Source organism: Vibrio sp. 5S239, from assembly GCF_041439575.1.
GTDB classification, from domain to species: Bacteria; Pseudomonadota; Gammaproteobacteria; order Enterobacterales; family Vibrionaceae; genus Vibrio; species Vibrio kanaloae.
This window is the reverse complement of the sequence record NZ_JBGOOM010000009.1, coordinates 1-19,616: the sequence shown is the minus strand read 5'-3', so window position 1 is coordinate 19,616 and position 19,616 is coordinate 1. Positions and strand designations below refer to the sequence as shown.

Annotated in this window: 19 protein-coding genes and 1 riboswitch; of the genes, 8 read left to right on the top strand and 11 right to left on the bottom strand. The window is 43.6% G+C overall.

The features are described from left to right. Positions 1-152: 152 nt before the first annotated feature. Positions 153-509 carry a ribosome hibernation-promoting factor, HPF/YfiA family gene (gene hpf, locus ACED48_RS09365; protein WP_017054839.1) on the bottom strand — a complete coding sequence of 119 codons (357 nt, stop codon included), beginning with the start codon at positions 507-509 and terminating at the stop codon, positions 153-155. 423 nt (positions 510-932) lie between these two features. After that, positions 933-2,150 carry a glucose-1-phosphate adenylyltransferase gene (gene glgC / locus ACED48_RS09360; RefSeq protein WP_017054838.1) on the bottom strand — a complete coding sequence of 406 codons (1,218 nt, stop codon included), beginning with the start codon at positions 2,148-2,150 and terminating at the stop codon, positions 933-935. A 402-nt stretch (positions 2,151-2,552) separates the two neighbouring features. Between glgC and ompW the strand changes: the two genes are divergently transcribed. Together ompW and ACED48_RS09350 are read left to right on the top strand one after the other, a co-directional pair. Beyond that, positions 2,553-3,206, top strand: coding sequence for an outer membrane protein OmpW (gene ompW / locus ACED48_RS09355; RefSeq protein ID WP_017054837.1), 654 nt, complete (start codon positions 2,553-2,555; stop codon positions 3,204-3,206). Positions 3,207-3,407: 201 nt separating this feature from the next. Next, positions 3,408-5,225, top strand: a complete 1,818-nt coding sequence (locus tag ACED48_RS09350) for a choice-of-anchor I family protein (protein WP_017054836.1) — start codon at positions 3,408-3,410, stop codon at positions 5,223-5,225. Between the two features lie 109 nt (positions 5,226-5,334). Here ACED48_RS09350 and ACED48_RS09345 read toward each other — a convergent pair whose 3' ends face one another. Next, a complete protein-coding gene (locus ACED48_RS09345) occupies positions 5,335-6,054 on the bottom strand; it encodes an SDR family oxidoreductase (protein ID WP_017054835.1) in 720 nt (239 codons plus the stop codon). A 210-nt stretch (positions 6,055-6,264) separates the two neighbouring features. Here ACED48_RS09345 and ACED48_RS09340 point away from each other — a divergent pair, with 210 nt between their 5' ends. Next, positions 6,265-7,170 carry a LysR family transcriptional regulator gene (locus ACED48_RS09340; protein ID WP_017054834.1) on the top strand — a complete coding sequence of 302 codons (906 nt, stop codon included), beginning with the start codon at positions 6,265-6,267 and terminating at the stop codon, positions 7,168-7,170. 150 nt (positions 7,171-7,320) lie between these two features. After that, on the top strand, positions 7,321-7,974 hold the full coding sequence (locus tag ACED48_RS09335; protein WP_029626756.1) for a cupin domain-containing protein: 654 nt from the start codon (positions 7,321-7,323) through the stop codon (positions 7,972-7,974). Between the two features lie 55 nt (positions 7,975-8,029). Here ACED48_RS09335 and ACED48_RS09330 read toward each other — a convergent pair whose 3' ends face one another. The 3 genes from ACED48_RS09330 to ACED48_RS09320 form a co-directional block, all read right to left on the bottom strand. After that, positions 8,030-9,025, bottom strand: a complete 996-nt coding sequence (locus ACED48_RS09330; protein WP_017054832.1) for an AraC family transcriptional regulator — start codon at positions 9,023-9,025, stop codon at positions 8,030-8,032. A gap of 177 nt (positions 9,026-9,202) precedes the next feature. Beyond that, positions 9,203-9,985, bottom strand: coding sequence for an SDR family oxidoreductase (locus ACED48_RS09325; RefSeq protein ID WP_017054831.1), 783 nt, complete (start codon positions 9,983-9,985; stop codon positions 9,203-9,205). A 218-nt stretch (positions 9,986-10,203) separates the two neighbouring features. Then, positions 10,204-10,842, bottom strand: coding sequence for an NAD(P)-dependent oxidoreductase (locus ACED48_RS09320; RefSeq protein WP_017054830.1), 639 nt, complete (start codon positions 10,840-10,842; stop codon positions 10,204-10,206). Positions 10,843-10,996: 154 nt separating this feature from the next. On the opposite strand from ACED48_RS09320, the gene ACED48_RS09315 reads away from it, so the two are divergent. Continuing rightward, entirely contained in the window at positions 10,997-11,893 is an 897-nt protein-coding gene (locus ACED48_RS09315; protein WP_017054829.1) for a LysR family transcriptional regulator, read from the top strand. A 131-nt stretch (positions 11,894-12,024) separates the two neighbouring features. On the opposite strand, the gene ACED48_RS09310 is transcribed toward ACED48_RS09315, so the two are convergent. After that, positions 12,025-12,873, bottom strand: coding sequence for a hypothetical protein (locus tag ACED48_RS09310; RefSeq protein WP_017054828.1), 849 nt, complete (start codon positions 12,871-12,873; stop codon positions 12,025-12,027). A 344-nt stretch (positions 12,874-13,217) separates the two neighbouring features. Next, entirely contained in the window at positions 13,218-13,874 is a 657-nt protein-coding gene (gene ribB / locus ACED48_RS09305; protein WP_017054827.1) for a 3,4-dihydroxy-2-butanone-4-phosphate synthase, read from the bottom strand. A 213-nt stretch (positions 13,875-14,087) separates the two neighbouring features. Next, positions 14,088-14,238: riboswitch (FMN riboswitch) on the bottom strand. Between the two features lie 291 nt (positions 14,239-14,529). On the opposite strand from ribB, the gene ACED48_RS09300 reads away from it, so the two are divergent. Next, positions 14,530-15,273 carry a phosphatase PAP2 family protein gene (locus tag ACED48_RS09300; protein WP_017054826.1) on the top strand — a complete coding sequence of 248 codons (744 nt, stop codon included), beginning with the start codon at positions 14,530-14,532 and terminating at the stop codon, positions 15,271-15,273. Between the two features lie 91 nt (positions 15,274-15,364). On the opposite strand, the gene ACED48_RS09295 is transcribed toward ACED48_RS09300, so the two are convergent. After that, entirely contained in the window at positions 15,365-15,727 is a 363-nt protein-coding gene (locus ACED48_RS09295; protein ID WP_017054825.1) for an MmcQ/YjbR family DNA-binding protein, read from the bottom strand. 83 nt (positions 15,728-15,810) lie between these two features. Further along, positions 15,811-16,536 carry a sulfite exporter TauE/SafE family protein gene (locus ACED48_RS09290; RefSeq protein ID WP_017054824.1) on the bottom strand — a complete coding sequence of 242 codons (726 nt, stop codon included), beginning with the start codon at positions 16,534-16,536 and terminating at the stop codon, positions 15,811-15,813. Between the two features lie 377 nt (positions 16,537-16,913). Between ACED48_RS09290 and ACED48_RS09285 the strand changes: the two genes are divergently transcribed. Further along, positions 16,914-17,528, top strand: a complete 615-nt coding sequence (locus ACED48_RS09285) for a YitT family protein (protein WP_017054823.1) — start codon at positions 16,914-16,916, stop codon at positions 17,526-17,528. Between the two features lie 93 nt (positions 17,529-17,621). Here the strand turns inward: ACED48_RS09285 and trmY are convergent, their stop codons facing one another. Beyond that, positions 17,622-18,221 carry a tRNA (pseudouridine(54)-N(1))-methyltransferase TrmY gene (trmY, locus tag ACED48_RS09280; protein WP_017054822.1) on the bottom strand — a complete coding sequence of 200 codons (600 nt, stop codon included), beginning with the start codon at positions 18,219-18,221 and terminating at the stop codon, positions 17,622-17,624. A gap of 256 nt (positions 18,222-18,477) precedes the next feature. Here trmY and ACED48_RS09275 point away from each other — a divergent pair, with 256 nt between their 5' ends. Further along, positions 18,478-19,002, top strand: coding sequence for a DUF3087 family protein (locus ACED48_RS09275; RefSeq protein WP_017054821.1), 525 nt, complete (start codon positions 18,478-18,480; stop codon positions 19,000-19,002). Positions 19,003-19,616 lie beyond the last annotated feature (614 nt).

Genomic DNA, 19,616 nt, shown 5'->3' with positions numbered 1-19,616 from the left:
AAAATCAAAGTTACGGAAAGGTCGTTTGGGGCCATAGATCGAAAAAGCCAGCAACATGTGCTGGCTTTGAAAACCTTAGTGCGCTTCTATTAGTTAATGCGCTTCTGTTGGTTTATGCACTTCTATTAGTTAGGTCGCTTCTACTTATAGAGTTATACCAATTTCATCTCTTGGATGATATCTGAAGCAATTTCTGGCTTCGTACTTGTTGGCTTCTCATGCAGGTCTGCTTTCAATTGTCCCTTACGGTTACTCAGGCCTGTTTCAAGTTTCTTGAGTGCTGAAGCGATTGCTGGGTACATAACGTCTCCAGTAGCTTTTGCCGATACACGTACGCCTTCGTAGTTGGTGAACACTTCAACCTGATGCTTGCTGTGCTCTTTTGTAATGATGATGTCGCAGCTAATCAGTGATGGGAAATGGTTAGATATCTTCTCGAATTTTCCTTCGATGTCTTTGCGTGACTCGTCGTTAATTGATACATGATGTGTTTGAACATTTATTTTCATAAATCATACCTTTCCAATGACTGTGTCACTTAAACGTAGCAAACATCGGATAGTTTAACCAACAGCGAAAGCATACATGTGTGATTGACTTCAGTGTTATCAAATAATCTATCCTTGCTCCCTTGAAAGTCCGATTAACTGAACGCATATTATGTTTCGTGTTTTAAAGACATGTTCAAAAATACTTCATTCTTGATGAATTGCTCTAACCTACCTTCCTTTCTTAGTTTTTATCACCCAAATAAAGCATCAATCCAAATATATATTCTAGTGCTAAATCTACAAATCACCGCTGACTATTATATGATGGACGGCACTCATCCTTTCATTCCACAAGGGCTAGTGAGCCGTTAAGTTAGACATAAATAAGGCAACGCAGAGCTGCCTTTGGATTGAGAAATCTAGTTTCATCATAGGCGTGTATTAACTGAATTTGTAAGACGATGGCACTACGATTACACCTTGTTTTGAAACATGAAATCGCTCGGCATCGTCCCTGCTATTAATGCCTATTTGAGTATCATCAGGCACCTTAACGTTCTTATCGATGATGCAGTTTTGGATATGGCAGTTTTTTCCTATTTCAACATCTTCAAACAGAATACTATCAATCACAATCGCGGCATTGCTGACTTTTACTTTAGGAAAGAAGATAGAGTTTTGCGCAGACCCGCCTTCAATTACAACCCCGTTCGCTATCATCGAGTTGATAAATATCCCTTGGTTCCCTTCTACAGAAGCGACGGTTCGTGCTGGTGGCAGTTGCGGTTCGTAGGTACGGATTGCCCAATCAGGCTGATATAAATCGATAGGGGAAACTGGTTTTAGCAAGTCCATATTGGCTTGGTAATAGGAGTCTAGGGTTCCAACATCTCTCCAATAGGCGTCTTGAGTAACTCGGCCTTCTGTATCTCCAAACTTATAGGCATAAACACTGTTGTTTCCGACTAACTTAGGAATGATGTCTTTACCAAAATCGTGGCTTGAACTCGGGTCTTTTGCATCCGTCAGTAGTGCTTGAGTCAGGACTTCCTTATCAAAGATGTATATCCCCATTGAAGCCATGCTTCGGGTTGGCCTACCGGGTACACTCGCAGGGTAACGTGGCTTCTCGGTAAAGTTATTGATCTGCAGGGATTCGTCTATCTCCATCACACCAAACTCTTTGGCTTCATCAATCGATACTTCCATACACGCTACCGTTAAGTCAGCCTCGTTCTTTTTGTGTTGCTTGAGCATTGGCGCGTAATCCATGCGATAGATATGGTCGCCGGATAACACCACCACATGCTTGGCTTCACTGCGAGACAGCAAATACAAATTTTGATAAATCGCATCGGCAGTGCCGCTATACCAGCTGTCACCGGTGCGCATTTGTGGGGGAACATTGGTGATGTATTCGCCGAGCTCGGGGTTAAGCACCGACCAACCATCTCTCAAATGCTTTTGCAAAGAGTGAGATTTGTACTGAGTCAGCACTAAAATTTGTCGTAGCCCAGAGTGTAAGCAGTTCGCGAGAGTGAAATCTATGATTCGATATTTACCACCAAAGGGTACCGCAGGTTTTGCACGGTTATCGGTGAGAGGGGAAAGCCGAGAGCCAACACCGCCGGCCAGAACGATTGTTAGAGTGTCTTGCATGGTCAGAACCTCAATGTATTTATGATTATGAACATACACTTGCAAGCACTAAGCCAAATGTAACTCATTGAATATTAAACAAGGTGTGAGTTGACGGCGTGGTGCTGCACCAAATTGATGCGCATGAGGTCTTGGCTTGCTCTATTTTGGCACAAACAGGTCGAATTAAAGCTAAGGTGAAGTGTTTAAAGGAATGATGCACGGAAAATATGCATTACAAAACTGTCAATAAAATGAGGAAATAAAGTGATCGAGTCGATATAAATTTACACAAATAACCATAACCTTTCACAAATTGATTTCCATCAATAAAGTAGGGTTATTCTATGCTACCTTGCACGCAAAATAAGAAATGATTACTCATTCACCAATAAAGAATTAAGCCCTAAAAAGGAAATAATAATGAAAAAAACAGTATGTGGTATTGCGGTTATTGCGGCTCTTTTGTCAACCAATGTTCTTGCTCATAAAGAAGGTGATTTCATCATCCGTGCTGGTGCAGCAACAGTATCTCCAAATGACAGCAGTGGCGCTGTTCTTGACAATTCAGACCTAGAGTTTTCAGTTGATTCAGATACTCAGCTTGGTTTAACTTTCGGCTACATGTTTACTGATAACCTCAGTTTTGAAGTATTAGCAGCGAGTCCATTTTCACACAATATCTCCGTCAATGGTTTAGGTAAAGTTGCCGACACTAAACAGCTACCGCCAATGTTTATGGTTCAATACTACTTCGGTGAAGCGAACAGTGATTTCCGCCCTTACGTAGGTGCTGGTATCAACTACACTGTATTTTTCGATGAAAGTTTGAATAGTACGGGTAAAAGTGCAGGCTTGAGTGACCTATCTCTTGATGATTCTTGGGGCTTAGCGGCTAACATAGGCATTGATTACATGATCAATGAAGATTGGTTTCTAAACGCATCGGTTTGGTATGCAGATATTGGTACAACCGCTAAGTACAAGCAAACAGTCGGTGGAATTACCACACAATACTCTACAGATGTTGATATCGACCCATGGGCATTCATGATTGGCGGTGGTTACAACTTCTAACTAACCTTTGTTAGATGATTCCGAGCGCTCAAGCACCAGCCAGCTTGGGCGTTTTTTTGCATCTTTTTTAATGAAATACTTACTCCAACTTACTGTTGTTATAGGGAAAAGAAACCGATTGTGGTCACCTATTGTTAACAAAAGGGAAAGATAAGTGTCATAACAGCCCTCTATGATCGCGATTCAAATTATGGAGGATATATGAATCGTAAATTTAATAAGCTGACACTATTATTACCTATCGCGGTAAGTTCTGCTCTAGTTGGGTGTTCTCAATCAACTTCAACATCACCAACGACTGCTACGCCATCTCAAACATCACTTGATGCTTTTAGCCTTCAATGCCAATCCATCGAGCAGCCAAGTTCTTCCAATGCTGAGGTAACCGGAATCAGCCTAGTTGGCCGTTCAATTGCCGACGCCCCGTTTGATACTTCTGCAGCCGAAATCGTCAGCTACGATTCATGTACCGACAAGCTTTATGTTGTGAATGCTCAAGCGCAGAAAGTCGATGTGTTGTCGATGAACTCAGCTAGCGAACCAACATCTAAGGGCTCTATTGATCTTCAATCAGCGGCTGCAGCTTCTGGTATTGATATTGGTGCCGCGAACAGTGTGTTGACTCATCAAGGGTTAGTTGCTGTCGCGATTGAAAATGCCGACAAGCAACAGAACGGCATCATTGCACTTTATCGTTCAGACACGTTAGAGCTGATCACTACTTATACGGCTGGCGCATTACCGGACATGGTGAGCTTCTCGAAAGATGGTCGCTATATTGCCTCTGCAAATGAAGGTGAGCCGAATGCGGATTACAGCATTGACCCTGAAGGTTCAGTGACACTGGTGGATTTAACTTATGGTCCTCTGCAAGCAAGAGTCACGCAGATCGATTTTAAGGCATTCAATCAAGGTCAGCCTCGCCATGCAGAGCTGACCGACAAGGTTCGAATCTCTGCGCCGAATGCAACCGTTGCTCAAGATTTTGAACCGGAATACCTAACGTTTGCTGATAACGGAAAACTCTACGTTGCCCTTCAAGAGAACAACGCTTTGGCTGCCATTGATGTGGCGAGTGCACAAGTGGATGCGATTCTTGGGCTAGGCGGGAAGCCTTGGTATCGCGCTCAGCTAGATGCGTCAAACAAAGACAAAAACATCGGTAATCTACAAAGCTACGCAATGTTAGAAGGTCTCTACATGCCAGATAGTATCACTAGCTACACTGTTGATGGCAACACCTACATCGTGACTGCGAACGAAGGTGATGGGCGTGAATATGGCATCAAGACCACGCAAGAAATGTGTGACGAGAAAGGTTTTGAGTGGGATGGCGATGACTATCAAGGCACCGAAAACTACACAACAGAAAAAGACTTTTGTATCGCTTATGTCGATGAAGTGCGTGGCAAGAAGTTAGACGTTGATGCTAACCACCCATTAGTTGGCGCATTGAAAGAGAAAAAGCAACTTGCACGTCTTAAAGTGATTAAGCCACAAGGGACACTCGCTGCTGACCAAAAGGTTCAAGCATTCGGTAGCCGCTCGTTCTCTATCTGGGATGAGTCAGGCGAGTTAGTGTTTGATAGCGGTGATGATTTTGCTCGAATCGTACTTGAGCAAGATCCTGCAAACTTCAACAGCACCAATGATAACAACCAAAGCGGTGACGATCGTAGTGATGATAAAGGAGCGGAACCTGAAGCCGTCGAAGTGGCAGAGATCAACGGCAAGCACTATGCCTTTATTGGACTTGAGCGCCAAGGTGGCATCATGGTTTACGATGTAACGCAGCCTAAGAGCGCAAGTTTCATCAGCTACTTGAACAACCGCGACTTTACTCAGCCAGCGTGCACCAAGGTTGATGAAGACGGTGATTGCGACAACGATACTTACAACTCGAAAGTGGGTGACTTAGGTCCAGAATCAATCAAGTATTTCACTCGCTCTGGTAACCACTTTATCGCGGTCGGCAACGAAGTGAGTGGTAGCACATCAGTTTACCGCGTTGAGTTTTAATCACGCTTCTTACTAGCAATTAGATTGAATCAATACAAAAGCGCCACTACTGGGTAAGTAGTGGCGCTTTCTATTTATGCATCACAAATATATGCGTGATAATTAACTTCTATGGTTGTTGCTTAGTTGGCGCTAGAGCAATTTCACGGATACAAACGTTCTGTGGTTGCTGGTAAGCGAATGATACCGCGCGAGCAATATCGTCAGCTGCCAGTACGCCGCCCATGCCTTCTTTCCAAGAATCGTAACCGTCTTTGATCTCTTGAGATGTTGTGTGAGACAGAAGTTCTGTTTCTACAGCACCCGGTGCGATAGTCGTAACACGAACATTTGATGCCGCCACTTCTTCACGAACGTTCTCAGAAATAGCATGTACCGCGAATTTAGTACCACAGTAAGCCGCGTGGCTTGGGAATGTTTTCTTACCCGCGATAGAGCTGATGTTGATGATAGTACCTGTATTGCGTTCCATCATCGGAGCAAGTACAGATTGCATGCCGTTTAGAAGACCAATCACGTTAACATCGAACATTGTCTTCCACTCTTGTGCGTCTTGAGTATCGATTTGACCAAGAAGCATTGCGCCAGCGTTGTTGATCAGCGCATCTACAGGGCCAAATTTCTCTTCACCCTGTGCGATTGCCGCATCAAAAGACGCTTTGTCTGTTACGTCTACTTTTACTGACAGTGAGTTTGGTAGGTTCAGCGCTTCAAGGCGGTCAACACGACGAGCTAAAAGTAGAAGAGGGTGACCTTCATCGCTTAGACGACGAGCGATTGCTTCACCAATACCAGAGCTTGCACCTGTAATTACGATTAGTTTTTCCATTTTATTTCCTCTGTACTTTTATTGCGTCGGTTGGCTACGACGTGTTGTTTAAGTGCATTCGAATCAAGTGCTTGTTGCCTTGCTTCGTTGCGATGGAGGTATATTAAGGAAAATATCATTGTTGATATATAGCGCTTTACTTGAAACACTGTTGCTGTGGTGCAACAATAAAAGCGTCTATCTCATAACTTCATTAGTAAGCTGGCGACTATGCTCAATCAAATTAACCTGTCTGATATTCGCTCCTTCGTGCTTATCGCTCGTTTAGGTAATTTCACCAAAGCGGCAGAGGAGTTGGATGTGTCTCGTTCCCACGTATCACGCCAAGTGAGTAGCCTAGAAAAGCAGATGGGTGTGACACTGTTTATCCGCACCACTCGAACCTTAAGGCTGACGCACGCGGGGCAAGATCTGTACGCGAGATGTGAACAAGCCTTAGATAATATAGACCAAGCGTTGATTGCTGCGGTGGACGATGTCGAAGAAGTACGTGGTGACATAAAAATAAACTGTGTCGGCGGTTATCTTGGTGAGGTGATCATCGCGGATCTGGTCAATGAGTTTATGCAGCTCTACCCAGACATCAGCATCAGTCTTGATTTCAGTAGTAACCGAGTCGACTTGATTGAAGACGCGTTTGATATCGCTTTTCGCATGGGAAGCATAGAAGACGCGGGCTTTATCGCTAGAAAGCTATTGGATATTGAAATGGGAACACTCGCGAGCCCAAAGTATTTTGCTCGCAAAGGAAAGCCAAACCATCCTAAAGATCTCATCCACCATGATTGCTTAACGGGGTCAGTGCGTAAGTGGAGTTTTCAAGCGTTGGACGACACCAAGAAAACAGTCGATGTTCATGTGATGGGCAGACTGCAATGTAAGAATGGCCGAGTGTTGGTGCAGGGCGCCAAGTCGGGCAACGGGATTATTCGAGTTCCAACCATCTATTGCTTACAAGAACTCAATGACGGGCAATTGGAGCAGGTGTTTGATGAGTGGGTCGTGCCGAAAGTGGACTTTTCAGCGATCTACCATCGAGACCGCTATCAACCGAGCCGAATTCGAACCTTCATTGATTTTGTAAAAGGTCGCTTCGAGCAAATGCCAATCAGCTGAGACTCGCTTGCAAAAAATCGCGGTCGCTTGGTGAGCATTTTTGGCATTGAATGACATGAGTAAGTATTTACTTACTCTGCTGCTTCTATCATTTTTAACTTAGAATAAAGATCAAACCCAATAACACCAGACAAGAGTAAGGCCGCTATGATGTTGAATATGGATTTTGCAAAGAGATTGGTGATTGATACCGCATTACTGGATTGGATTGCAAGCCCTGCTAAAGGGGTTTGGCGTAAGCCGTTAGAAAGAGAAGAGAAAGAGTCGGGCCACACGACCAGCGTGGTGAAGTACGATTCTGAATCTTCGTTTTCTGAGCACCCACACCCGCAAGGCGAAGAGATCTTCGTATTAGAGGGGGTGTTCTCAGATGAAACGGGTGATTTCCCTGCCGGTACTTATATCCGTAATCCGCCGGGCAGCGCGCATTCTCCATCAAGCAAAAATGGCTGCACGATCTTGGTTAAACTCAACCAATTTGATGCGAGAGACTTAACTCAAGTTCGCATCAATACTCTAGATGCAGAGTGGCTTCCGGGGATTGGTGGTTTACAAGTGATGCCACTGCATGAGTTCGAACACGAGCATGTCGCATTAGTGAAGTGGCCGGTTGGCGAACGTTTTCAGCCACATCGTCACTTTGGTGGTGAAGAGATCTTCGTTTTGTCTGGCACCTTTAAAGATGAACACGGTGAGTACCCGAAACACACCTGGATGCGTAGCCCTCATATGAGCGAGCATTTCCCTTATGTGGAAGAAGAGACGGTTATCCTAGTGAAAACAGGGCACTTGCCGATCGATTAACTGTACTTTTAGCTGCACAACTGTTGCCATTTGGACTGAATCACAGAGAGCAAAATCAGTGAACTTGTTCTCTGTAGATGCCCGGAGGTACGCCTTTCCAATTGCTATACGCACGAATAAACGAGTTCGCTTCTTTGTACCCTAGCAAGAAGGATATCTCTCCCAATGACAGTGTCGACTTTTCCAAATAATGATCGGCTAATTCACCTCTTACTTCTTGCAGTAGGTGTTGAAAGCTCTCTGCTTCATTGGTGAGTTTGCGTTGCAGGGTGCGCTTACTCGTTGCAAGCTTACTAGCGATACCTTCAATCGAACTCTCACCACTCGGTAATGACTCTAACAGAGTGGCTTTCACTCGCTCAGACGTCGATGCTTCTGAATCCAAATCAACCAGTTTTTTGTTGAGCGACTCTTCGAAGAATGCCCACATAGAGACATTCTCGGTCAAGAAGGGCAAAGCGGCGTCTTTAGCACTGAAGGTGATTTTTATCTGTTCGCTGTGCGTAAGGTCGCAACCAAAATACGATTTATAATCTTCTAGGTTGTTAGGCAACAGTGGTAACTCGATAGCTATTGGCTTGATGTTTTCTCTGGTCGCCAAGCGTGCTAATTGGGTAAAGAATACTAACTCAGACACGCTAAGGTATTTTGGGATTTCCGCGTCGTAGCCGTAGCAACTGATGGTAATGCTGGTCTGTTTTGAATTGATCTGGACATCAGACATCATCGGGCCAATCAGAGGTTTGTATTGGCTAAGGCGTTGCAGGGCCGTATTCAAATCTGGGCTACAAATGCTAGCAAAGATCGGAGGATCAAACGCCTCTACCGTCATGTACTTAGCCAGTAGTAACGGTGCTTCTTTTTCACCAGATGAGGCTTCAATACCATCCCAGAGTCGGTAATATTCATTTGGATTTAAGGTGAAATTCTGACGATTGAAAAGGTCCATCGGCAATTTTGCGTGCTTGAGTACCGAGAGCGGATCAATGCCCATATCGCAAAGTAACAGCTTCCAACTCGGGGAGTAGGTGAATTTCTTCGCTCGTTTCATAATTTCCCTTTAATACCTGTTTAGCTTTTAAGCTCTTGTAAATCGACTAAACCCTTCGAAACCGGCCGGCTCTTTGAAACCGACTAAGCGCTTTTTAAAACGAATAAGCTCTCTTAAACCGAATAAGCATACATCGCTCAACCGAGATCGAAGTACGTTCGTCGTTGCGTGATTGATTTATTGTTTTTCCATTGCTTGACGAGACATTTTTAGCACCATTTTTCTTGGTAGCAGTGGGATAAGCCATTCAAGCATGAACTTTAGACCTTTTTCATTAAACGCCACTAACTCGCCTTTTTCCATCGCTTGATAACCAATTTGAGCAACCGACTCTGGTGATTTTGCATTTTTCCAAGCATCGACATCTTTAAGATCTCCGGCTTCTACAAACCCTGTTTTTACGGGACCTGGGCATAGCGCTGTCACCGTAACGTTGCTCTCTTCGAGTTCCTGAGCGATTGCTTGAGAGAAGGACGTCACGAACGACTTAGTTGCGTAATACACCGCTTGCAGTGGACCGGGCAGTAAAGAAGCGGTCGATGACATGTTCATTACTTTACCGTGGTTACGCGCAACCATGCCTTGCAGGTATAAGTGAGTCAGTGATACCAGAGCATTGATGTTTACTTGAATCATCGACAAGTCAGCTTCTAGCGCTCGCTCATGAAACAGACCATGACCACCAAAGCCTGCGTTGTTGATCAGGGTACTTATCTCAAGCCCATGACTTTCTGTGTAATCGAAGATTCGTTGCGGGCTCTGAGGATCACTGAGATCTTCTGAAATCACATGGACTGAGACTTTATATTGGCTTTCAATCTCAGCTTTTAGCGCTTCCAGTTTTGGCAGCGTGCGGGCAACAAGGACAAGGTCACCCCCTTTCTTTGCATGAATTTTTGCAAGTTCAAGGCCGATACCACCTGATGCACCAGTGATTAACGCAATGTTTGAAGTGTTCATAGGGATTCCTCGTTATTTTCATTATTGTTGCTGACGAGGTAAATTGTAGGGTATCCCATCGCGCCATGCACTCGCGCATAACGACATGCTGCTATCAAAAGGTGCCAATTTAATATTGGCGCTTCGAAGGAAGCGAAAAAGCCGCTTAACCAGTTGGGCTAAGCGGTCATAAGAGCAGGGTTTAAAGCTATAAAGCTAAAGCAATGGCAGCATCAAGACTAGTACGCGACACCAATGCGTTGGCGTGGGAAATTGCCAGCTTCGAGTTCATCAATCATCGCGATTGCATAGTCGCTGACTGAAATTTTGCTGTTGCCATCTTCGTCGGTGAGCAGCTGGTCGCCACCAGTACGGTAGGCCGACAGTTTCTCGCCCGGGAAGATTTCTGCTGCTGGGCTAATAAACGTCCAGTTAACCTCGCTGTCCGATTGTTTGAACACTTCAAGAGCTTCACCTTGTGCTAACGCTTCGTTTTTGTAATCCACAGGGAAGTCAGGAACAGTAACTAATGGTACGTTTGGTGCTACCTCTAATGAGCCTGCACCTCCTACCCAAAGTAGACGTTCGATACCAATGCTTGGCAGTGTATCAAGCAGCTTAGTTGCTGTGCTTTTTACGATGTCGTGATTGCCTAGAGCACGTCCACCAATCGAAGCAATAACCGCATCAACGCCTGATAAAGCCGTCGTGAGACTGGCTGCTTCATCTTGTAAATCAAATGAACGAACCTCAACATCGCTGATTTCTACACGGCTTGCATCTCTTACAACAGCAACAACTTCGTGTCCGCGCGCTTTAGCTTCTTGAGCGATGTGACTACCAATCCAACCTGATGCGCCTAATACTGCAATTTTCATAATGTCTCTCCAATTATCTGATTTATTGAGTCTGTTTCTCGACAGTCATTGCAGTCTAATAGCTCACTAGGTTGCGATAAATATCGTAAAATGATGTAGATTGTATCTATATGGTTACCTAATTGACTTGGTTCAGTGGATAAGGGAAAGTGTGATGGATAGATTGACGGCGATGCGTAGCTTTGTTGAAGTCGCAAATTGCGCCAGTTTCACTCAAGCAGCAGAGCATTTGGACATGAGCCGTTTACAGGTTTCACGGCATGTTCAAGAGATCGAAGGGTGGTTAAAGCAGAGGCTATTACATAGAACGACTCGAAAGGTTAGCCTAACGGCGGCAGGAGAAATCGCCTTACAGCGCTGCGAGAAAATACTCCATGAAACGGCGGAGTTAGAAGTGACCGCACTGAATCAAACCGATGCTCTCTCGGGAACCATTCGAATTGCTGCACCCATTGGTTTAACTCAGCACATGTTGTTGGATGTGGTTGAACAGTTCACAGAGCTTCATCCCAATATCACGGTAGAACTTTTTGCTTCTGACCGTTTTGCTCAGCTGGTGGATGACAGAATCGATATTGCGCTGCGTTATACCGATCAACCTGACGATAGCTTGATTGCTCGTAAGCTAATGGAAATTGATTCGGTGGTGTGTGCATCGCAAGCTTATTTAGATAAACATGGTCAACCTAAAACAGTCGAAGAGCTTCGACAGCACAATTGTTTTCGCCATTTGAGTGTCTCTAAGTGGGATTTCGTGAAGGATAATCAGCATTATTCTGTTGAGGTGTCTGGCACTATCAAAGCTAATGATGTTGGGGTATTAACCCGCGCCGCGCAACATGGAAAAGGGGTTGTTCGATTGCCCTGTGATTTAGCCAATCCACTGATTGCGGATGGCAAATTGAAACGAATTTTGGATGATTTTATTTCACCGAGTAGTGTGCTTTGGGCGGTGTATCTATCTCGCAGTTACCAGCTTCCGATTGTTCGTCAGTTCATTGATTTTGCGGCACAAACTTGGGCTAGCGATATCAAGTCTGGGGATGTTTGAAACTTTATAGGTCATGATACATCACGACAGAAATTTAAAAGTGTATAAATACAAAAATCCGATATCAATGGTGATATCGGATTTGAACTCAATAATTCAGAGTTCCAGCACGCTCTCCTCTCACGAAGTCTTTACATGTAATGATGTACGGATAATCGGGTATTTATCACCTTTTCGTTGATGTCTGGTAAAGGCTGATACAAGCTTCTCGTAATGTCGGATAATACTTGGTCGTAGACTTGCGACACGACGCTAGAGATATCACTGGTTAATTCGTACATGCTATCTGCCGGTTGGGTCGCTTCGCTGCTCGATGCGATCTCTGTAAGTGCATGCATCGCTCGTGTGCAAACCGGTGAACCGCTGCTGATAGGGCAAATCATTGATAATTGGTTGAGTTTACGGTGTGTCTGAGAAGCATAGAATTTGAATCTCAAATACTCATCAGGCTTTTCCATATCAGGTATGCACATTCGTAACTTGGTCAAGATCTCCATGCAATCTAAGATCTGTTGCCAATTCATGTGGTACTCACGGCTCATGTCTTCTCGTTCAGACTGAATCAACCAAATGATCATCACCTCATCCATTAAGAACATGCTGTGGCGAATCGTTTTGCCATGAATTGATTGGTTACGTACCAAGGTTCGGTTTTGCCAGTCACTGTGCATGGCGATGAGTTTGAGGTGATAAATGCGGTACATAGGACGGCTATCAAATGACACGTGCGATTGAAGCAGTTCAGATACCTCAAGTATGTTGTCGTAAATCTCGTTCACTTTGCGAATCGAGTCGCTAGACAGTTTATGCGCCAGAGCGTAATGCGTTGCCGCGCGGTGTTTGCGTGATAACAACAATAACTCTCTAAGCAGAACTAAGGTTTCAAACCTGTGTGATAGCGCTGTTTGTCTCTTCCTTGAGAAATAAAACAGGGCTGCAAGTACTAATAGGGATAAACCCACTGAAATAACTACAAACATATTCAACTCCTAATATTTGTATACCTACTTAGTGGTAGTGCAGACACCGTGCCAAAATAAATAAGTGTTATATTTCATTAAGTTATGTTTTTTATCTAATTATGGATGATCAATCATGGTGCATGACTTCACCATTCGAGTGAATATTTCTCATATTTTGCAGGATTTTTTGAGAGGTTAGTCGTTGGCGAGGAGATGGATCTTAGGTTTCAGTGTAGGAAATGAAGAAGGCCTCACCCTTTATGTACTTTTAACTAGAAAAAGCAGTAAGAGTGAGGCCTTTCAATGTTCATTTCGCAGTGTATTAGCTTAAATGCTAAGTGTTTAGCATTGAGGGCTAAACGTTATGCTAGCTTAAGATCGAACTCAGTGCGGTACATCACCATATCTTCAATGGTCAGTACAGGCATGTTGTGCAGTTTACCGAAAGCAACGATCTCTGGCGCTTTTGCCATCGTGCCGTCTGGGTTGGTTACTTCACACAATACACCCGCTGATTGAAGACCTGCCATTTGCATCAGATCCACAGTACCTTCTGTGTGGCCGCGGCGAGCCAGTACGCCACCTTTACGTGCGCGCAGTGGGAATACGTGACCAGGGCGAGCAAGGTCAGTAGGCTTAGCTGTTGGGTTGGCAGCTGTCTTGATCGTCGTTACACGGTCAGCAGCAGAAACACCGGTCGTAACACCTACTTTCGCTTCGATAGTTACGGTAAACGCAGTTTGGTTTGCGCTGTTGTTATCAACAACCATAGGTGGAAGTTCAAGTTGGTTTGCTTGCTCGTCAGTTAAACACAGGCACACAATACCGCTGCATTCACGGATCATAAGCGCCATTTGAGCATTAGTTAGGTGTTCTACTGAGTAGATGATGTCGCCTTCGTTCTCGCGATCTTCATCGTCAAGTAACAGTACGCCACGACCTTCGCGTAGAGCTTGCAGTGCGTTTTCAACGCGAGTGATTGGTTCGCCAAATTCGGCAAGTAGTGAAGACTGATTCATGGTTAAACTCCTAAAATATCACCAGAATCAGGGCTGTATGAGGGATCTCAACCGACGAGCATAACAAAGCCAACTTATTACAAGTAGACTTATACCAATCCAAATACGATTGGCATTAGCTCATTATGGTTTATCCAAAACGAAATGCACTCGTCTGAGTTGGAGGCATCAACTCAACAAATAGATGCGCCTTTCCAACTTAAACGAGTGTGTTTTCATTCTCTCTCATCCGGACTATAACCGTCGGCTCTGGCATCTCACCAGATCTGCTGACCTCGACGAATCGAGCGCTCGCGGGCTTATCTTTAGATTTTGCTAAGGACATACCGCCGGTGGGGAATTTCGCCCCGCCCTGAGAATAAAAATTAATAATTTGTTTTGCTTTGACAGCAGACCAGATGTTAATCCTTTCAATAATGGATTTAAAGGACTGGCAGCAAAGTTTTTTAGATTCAGCCCTATGAACTTGATAAGTGCTTACTTAATCGACGGAATATGCCATAACTCAGTTTAACGTAGCGTTGTGATGTTTCTAATTAATCTAATCCAACTGTGAATATGAATGGCTGTCTGGCGATTATCATTGACATAAAATTGATGTTGGCGATGCTAAGCTGCGATAGCATCCGACCACTTTACCCAAAAGATCTTATCTATGACTTCTCTGTTCTCTAACAAGTCTAAAGGCTTATTACTGCTCGTTCTAAGTTTGTATTCCCTAGTACCCTTTTTGATCTTTGGATCTGATTTCGACCTTGGAAGTACGATTTCTCCTTTCTATGGTGCCTTCATGACCTTCGTGACGTATTCAGCAGGTAATCAAGGATTCTTGATAACGCTGGCTGTTTTGTCTTTAGTTTTGCTTACGATGACATTTTCCAAAGCTAAGCTAGTCAGCCTTTATCTACAGTTAGGCATTTTATTGGTACTTAGCTTTGCAGCGAAGACTTTCTTAAAGCATTCAACAGAGAGCCCGCGTCCTTATTCTGTGTATTTGGTTACACAGGAAGTGGTTGAAATGCCGGAGCTGTTTTATGAGTTACCATCGGCAGAAAAAAACGCGGCAATAGAATCTGTGCAAGATAGGGTCAGCGAGTGGCGAACACGTCATTGGCTTGGCGAAACGGACTATTCTTTCCCGTCGGGACACATGATTTTCGTCGGTGTGTGTTTAGCGTTCTTTGGTGGTCTTCTCTTAGAGGCGAAACGCTTTTATCTAGCCGGCGGTTTACTGGTTTGGGCTGGTGGCGTTGCTTATAGTCGTGTTTGGCTTGGTATGCATCGTCCTGAAGACTTGATTGCATCTATCGCTTTTGCGGGTTTAATCTACCTATTGGTGCCACTGGTACCAACGCAAAAAATAGAACCTTTACTGCCTAAGTTTTTAAGAGCGACTTAAGCTTTTAAGATCTGCTCAAATTTCTAGGATCTTCCTGAATTTTAAAGCGTTAACATAGTATTGAATAACCGATTACAAGCAGACAATCTCGTTATTGATTGAGACCGAGTTCTGCTTGTTTCTTTTTGGTTAGCCCTAAAGAGACAATTCGGTGTGACTCAGTGAGGTAGTATCTCAATTCCTCATCCTTTTCTGGCGTGCCCTCAAACAGCTGAATCCATTTCATACCACGCGAAGCAAAGTAGGGCGCAGGTTTATAACCGGGCTCTTCTTTCAGAAAGTCGAAGTTCTGGTCGGACGCTTTGAAGATAAATGCAGGCTCGTCGTTCGGCCCCCAACCACCAATCGCAAACACCTTTCCACCCACTTTCCAAACGTGAGAATTATTCCACTGCATCACATAGCTGGTGGCAGCTTTTGATTCACAAAATGCATTGAACTCGTCGTATGTCATAGAGCGTCCTTTTATCTATTGGGTGTTTGATCTGTGTTGGTTTTCTAAGATGTATTTCTTCTTCTCGTCTTTATCGCCAATAACTAGCCAGCTAAGCCCTGCCAGATTGCCGTAAAGCCACTGATAGAACATAGCAGCAAAGAGCCAATGCGTATCTTCTCTTTAGGAATGCTTTGCGTCGTCAATAACGCCACTTTGTAACCCAACCAAGCGGCTGGAAGTAGCGGGATTGTGATGATCAAATGGTGCATCGTAAAGAAGCCTATTGGGATCTGTACCAGTAATGAAATGATAGAACTAAACACGAAAAACGCGGAAAGGTTACCACGAAGTTGATTGGCATCTTGGTGTTGAAGTAGCAACGCCATTGGTGGACCTCCTATACCTGAACTTGTACCAAAGAACCCTGAGAAGAATCCCGCGATGCCCATCTTGGCAGGGGTCGGCTCTAATCTAAACGGCAGCAAGCTGACAATCACCGCAAATACTACCAATAAGCCTAACCACAGAGACAGAACGCTCGTTGAAACCATCACCAACAAAGCCCCGCCAGCTATCGAGCCCGGAATACGGCCAAGCAGTGCGATTTTTAATCCGCCAATAGAAATGTTTGCTCGGTGTTTAAACGCATTGAATATAGAAATAAACAGGCCAACGAGACATATAGGCGCGGGTACATAGTCAGGCGAGACCAAAAACAGCAGTGGGGCAGCAACAATAGCCAAACCAAAGCCGATTGCGGTTTGTACAAACGAGCCGACAAAAATGAGTGCCATCGCAATAAGGGCGGTCTGATCTAGGTATTCCATAAGCCTGCGGATTAGTTTTAAAGGAGTGAGCGGATACTATAAAGTAAAATGGCAGGAATAGTCTTATTATTCAGTGAAGTTTATGTGTGAATTTATGCTTTGTTAGCGTTGATATAAACATGACAAATAAGTAGAGAAACTTGAAGGTCGTTTGTTAAACGATTGAACCTTGTAACTTAGAATGAATACATAGATTTTTCAATGTAACTTATTGCTTTTTTTGAGTTTTTAACAATGATGTAAAAACTAATATACAAAGTAATCATTAAGTAACATTGGTCTTTAACTCGACTTATCTGTTAAATATCGTAAATTTGGACGCAAATCGTTTCAACATGACTGAAACGCGATGTTAAAGATTCAGGGAGAGTCATCATATGGATAAAGATCACAACCTTCGCGAAAACTTACTGGCACTGATCTTAGGTAGTGCACTGGTTTCACTCGGCGTTATATTTTTCAACCAAGTCGGTTTGCTCACTGGAGGCACGGCTGGCCTAGCGATCTTCATTACCAAAGTAACAGACCTAAGTTTTGGCCAAGTGTTCTTCGCGCTTAACTTACCTTTTTATATTTTGTCGGTTGCTCGTATGGGCTGGCGTTTCACCATCAGCACCTTTATTGCCGTTTCGATTGTTTCGTTCGCGGTAGATTACTTGTACCACGTGATTCAGATTGCTGAGATTCATGCATTGTATGCAGCATTATTAGGAGGTGGCTTAATTGGTACCGGCATGTTGGTGATCTTTCGTCATAAGATGAGCTTAGGTGGTTTCAACATTCTGGCGTTGTTCTTACAAGAACGTTTTGGGATTCGTGCGGGCAAAGTTCAGATGGCACTAGATTGCGCGATTGTCGTACTCTCATTGTTTATCGTTGATGTGTCACTGGTACTACTATCTGTATTGGGCGCGATAGTCACTAACTTGATCCTTGCGATGAACCATAAACCAGGGCGCTATCAACCTGTGGTTAAAGCGGAAGCAGCGTAGCTGTTAGCCAAAGCAAAGTGATTTGCAGATTATGAAAACAACAAAGCCAGCATCAATTGCTGGCTTTACTTATTATGGCTGTGTCTCATCGGGTTAGAAACCGCGAATATCCAGCTCATTATTGATCAACACAACACACTGAGAAGCAAACAGCATGTTCGGGCCTAAGCTGATCTTTTCTGTTCCTAAGCGCTTTAAGCTGTTGTAGCTTTTCTTCGGCATAGGGATGTGGTCAGTCAGAAGGAAACATGGGTTTTCTACAATCTCTGCATCACGAATAAAGTCGCCTTTCTTATCCATCATGTACAGCTGGTGGTTTTCAGCCAGTTCTTTAACCAACTTTTCAAAGCTCATAGTGCGAACGACGATCCCAGGTTCAACCTGACGAGTCTGCTCTTTGGTCATACCTTGAGAAGCATCAACCGCTCTTACTACCGCTGATAACAATGCCGATTCATGAAAGCCGCCAATGTTGGTGATTTCATTTGAATCGAAAGTGACCGTACGCGAGAAGTCTTTAGTACTTTCTAATACAAGGTGCACGGTGACATTCTCACGATGAGATTGAGCAACGAAGATCGTGTTCATCAGAGTATGAGCCAGAATCTCAGTATGAGCGTCTTGCCCAACACCTTCTAAGATAAGTTTGCTCTCTGTAGGGGCTGCACGAGCGCGTAATACAAATGAACGCATGGAATGTACCTTGTCAGTATGTGATAAAGCGAAACGGACATTATCAACATGAATTGATGAATAACCAAAATTGTGGCGGTATGTAACTCTTTTCTATTAATGAAGTCAAATGGAGTTATGTATAGTACTTATCGGAATAACTCTGCTTATTAAATAGAGAGTGACCACATTACAAGATGGTAAGGGTTGAAGCGAAGCAAGGTTTACATAGATAGTATGCGCAAATTATTAGGTGACTTACATAAGGAAGTAGTTGATGAAGTTACAGAAGATTAATAAAGAAGAATATAGAAAAAAGATGAACCTACTGTTGGTTTCACTGGTTGGGTCACTCGCCTTGTTTGCCATCGTATTCGGTAGCATTCTGATTGAACTTTTTGGTTCAGTTGGATCTGTTACTGGGGAAGCAACAGGTAATTTTCATTTGAATGTACTTGGTGTGATTTTATCAGTCGCACTGAATGCCTTTATCGCGAGCCGTGTGAAAGGGCATGATTACTTTAAGGAAGCCCTTTATGTGTGGAATCTCAAACAAATCCATAATCAAATCTATCGTAAGCTCAAGCGTATTCAACCCAAAGCTGAGCAAGGCGACCGAGATGCGCTGACTATCCTGTACTTCTATTACACCACGCAAAAACAGGTATACGACCTAGACAACAACACATTGACGATAAAAACAGTTCAGCAATCGCTAGATAACATCCTAGAGCTGGGTGATAAATGGAGCATTGAACTAGATATAGAGGATTTTTCGAAAGATCTAATCGCAAAGTTTTAAGTAATATGCCCATTATTGTATGAGCTTTAACCTGTGAAAGAGGATTTTGACGTAAAAGTAGTCGCTTAATCAATTTTTTTGAATTTTTATCAAAAAAGGGTTGCCATGTTTTCGATGATCTCTATAATGCCGCCTCACTGACACGGCAGACGCCACAAGGCTTCAGCAGTAACCAGTAAGACGGAAAGTTCGAAAGAAATTAATTTTAAAAAGTGTTTGACACTCAAGATTAAATCGCTAGAATTCACGTCCGCTTTCAAGAGTTCCTTTGTAAAAAGGAAGTTTCGATAAGCAAAGCTCTTTAACAATTTAAACCTATCAATCTGTGTGGGCACTCGTTGATGAATATCAAAACGTTATTACTTAGGTAATAGCAGTTACTTCGGTAACACAATGATTTCAATGAACTGAGTGACCAATACGAATAATTACTTTCTTTATAGAGAGGGGTTATTTGGCACAGTCAATTCATTACCATTCTGTTGGAATGGTAATAGCTTTAGAATTACATGTTCATGTTTACATGAATATTAGTTTTGAAGTCAGTATTCGTTGAGTCACAAAATCTTAAATTGAAGAGTTTGATCATGGCTCAGATTGAACGCTGGCGGCAG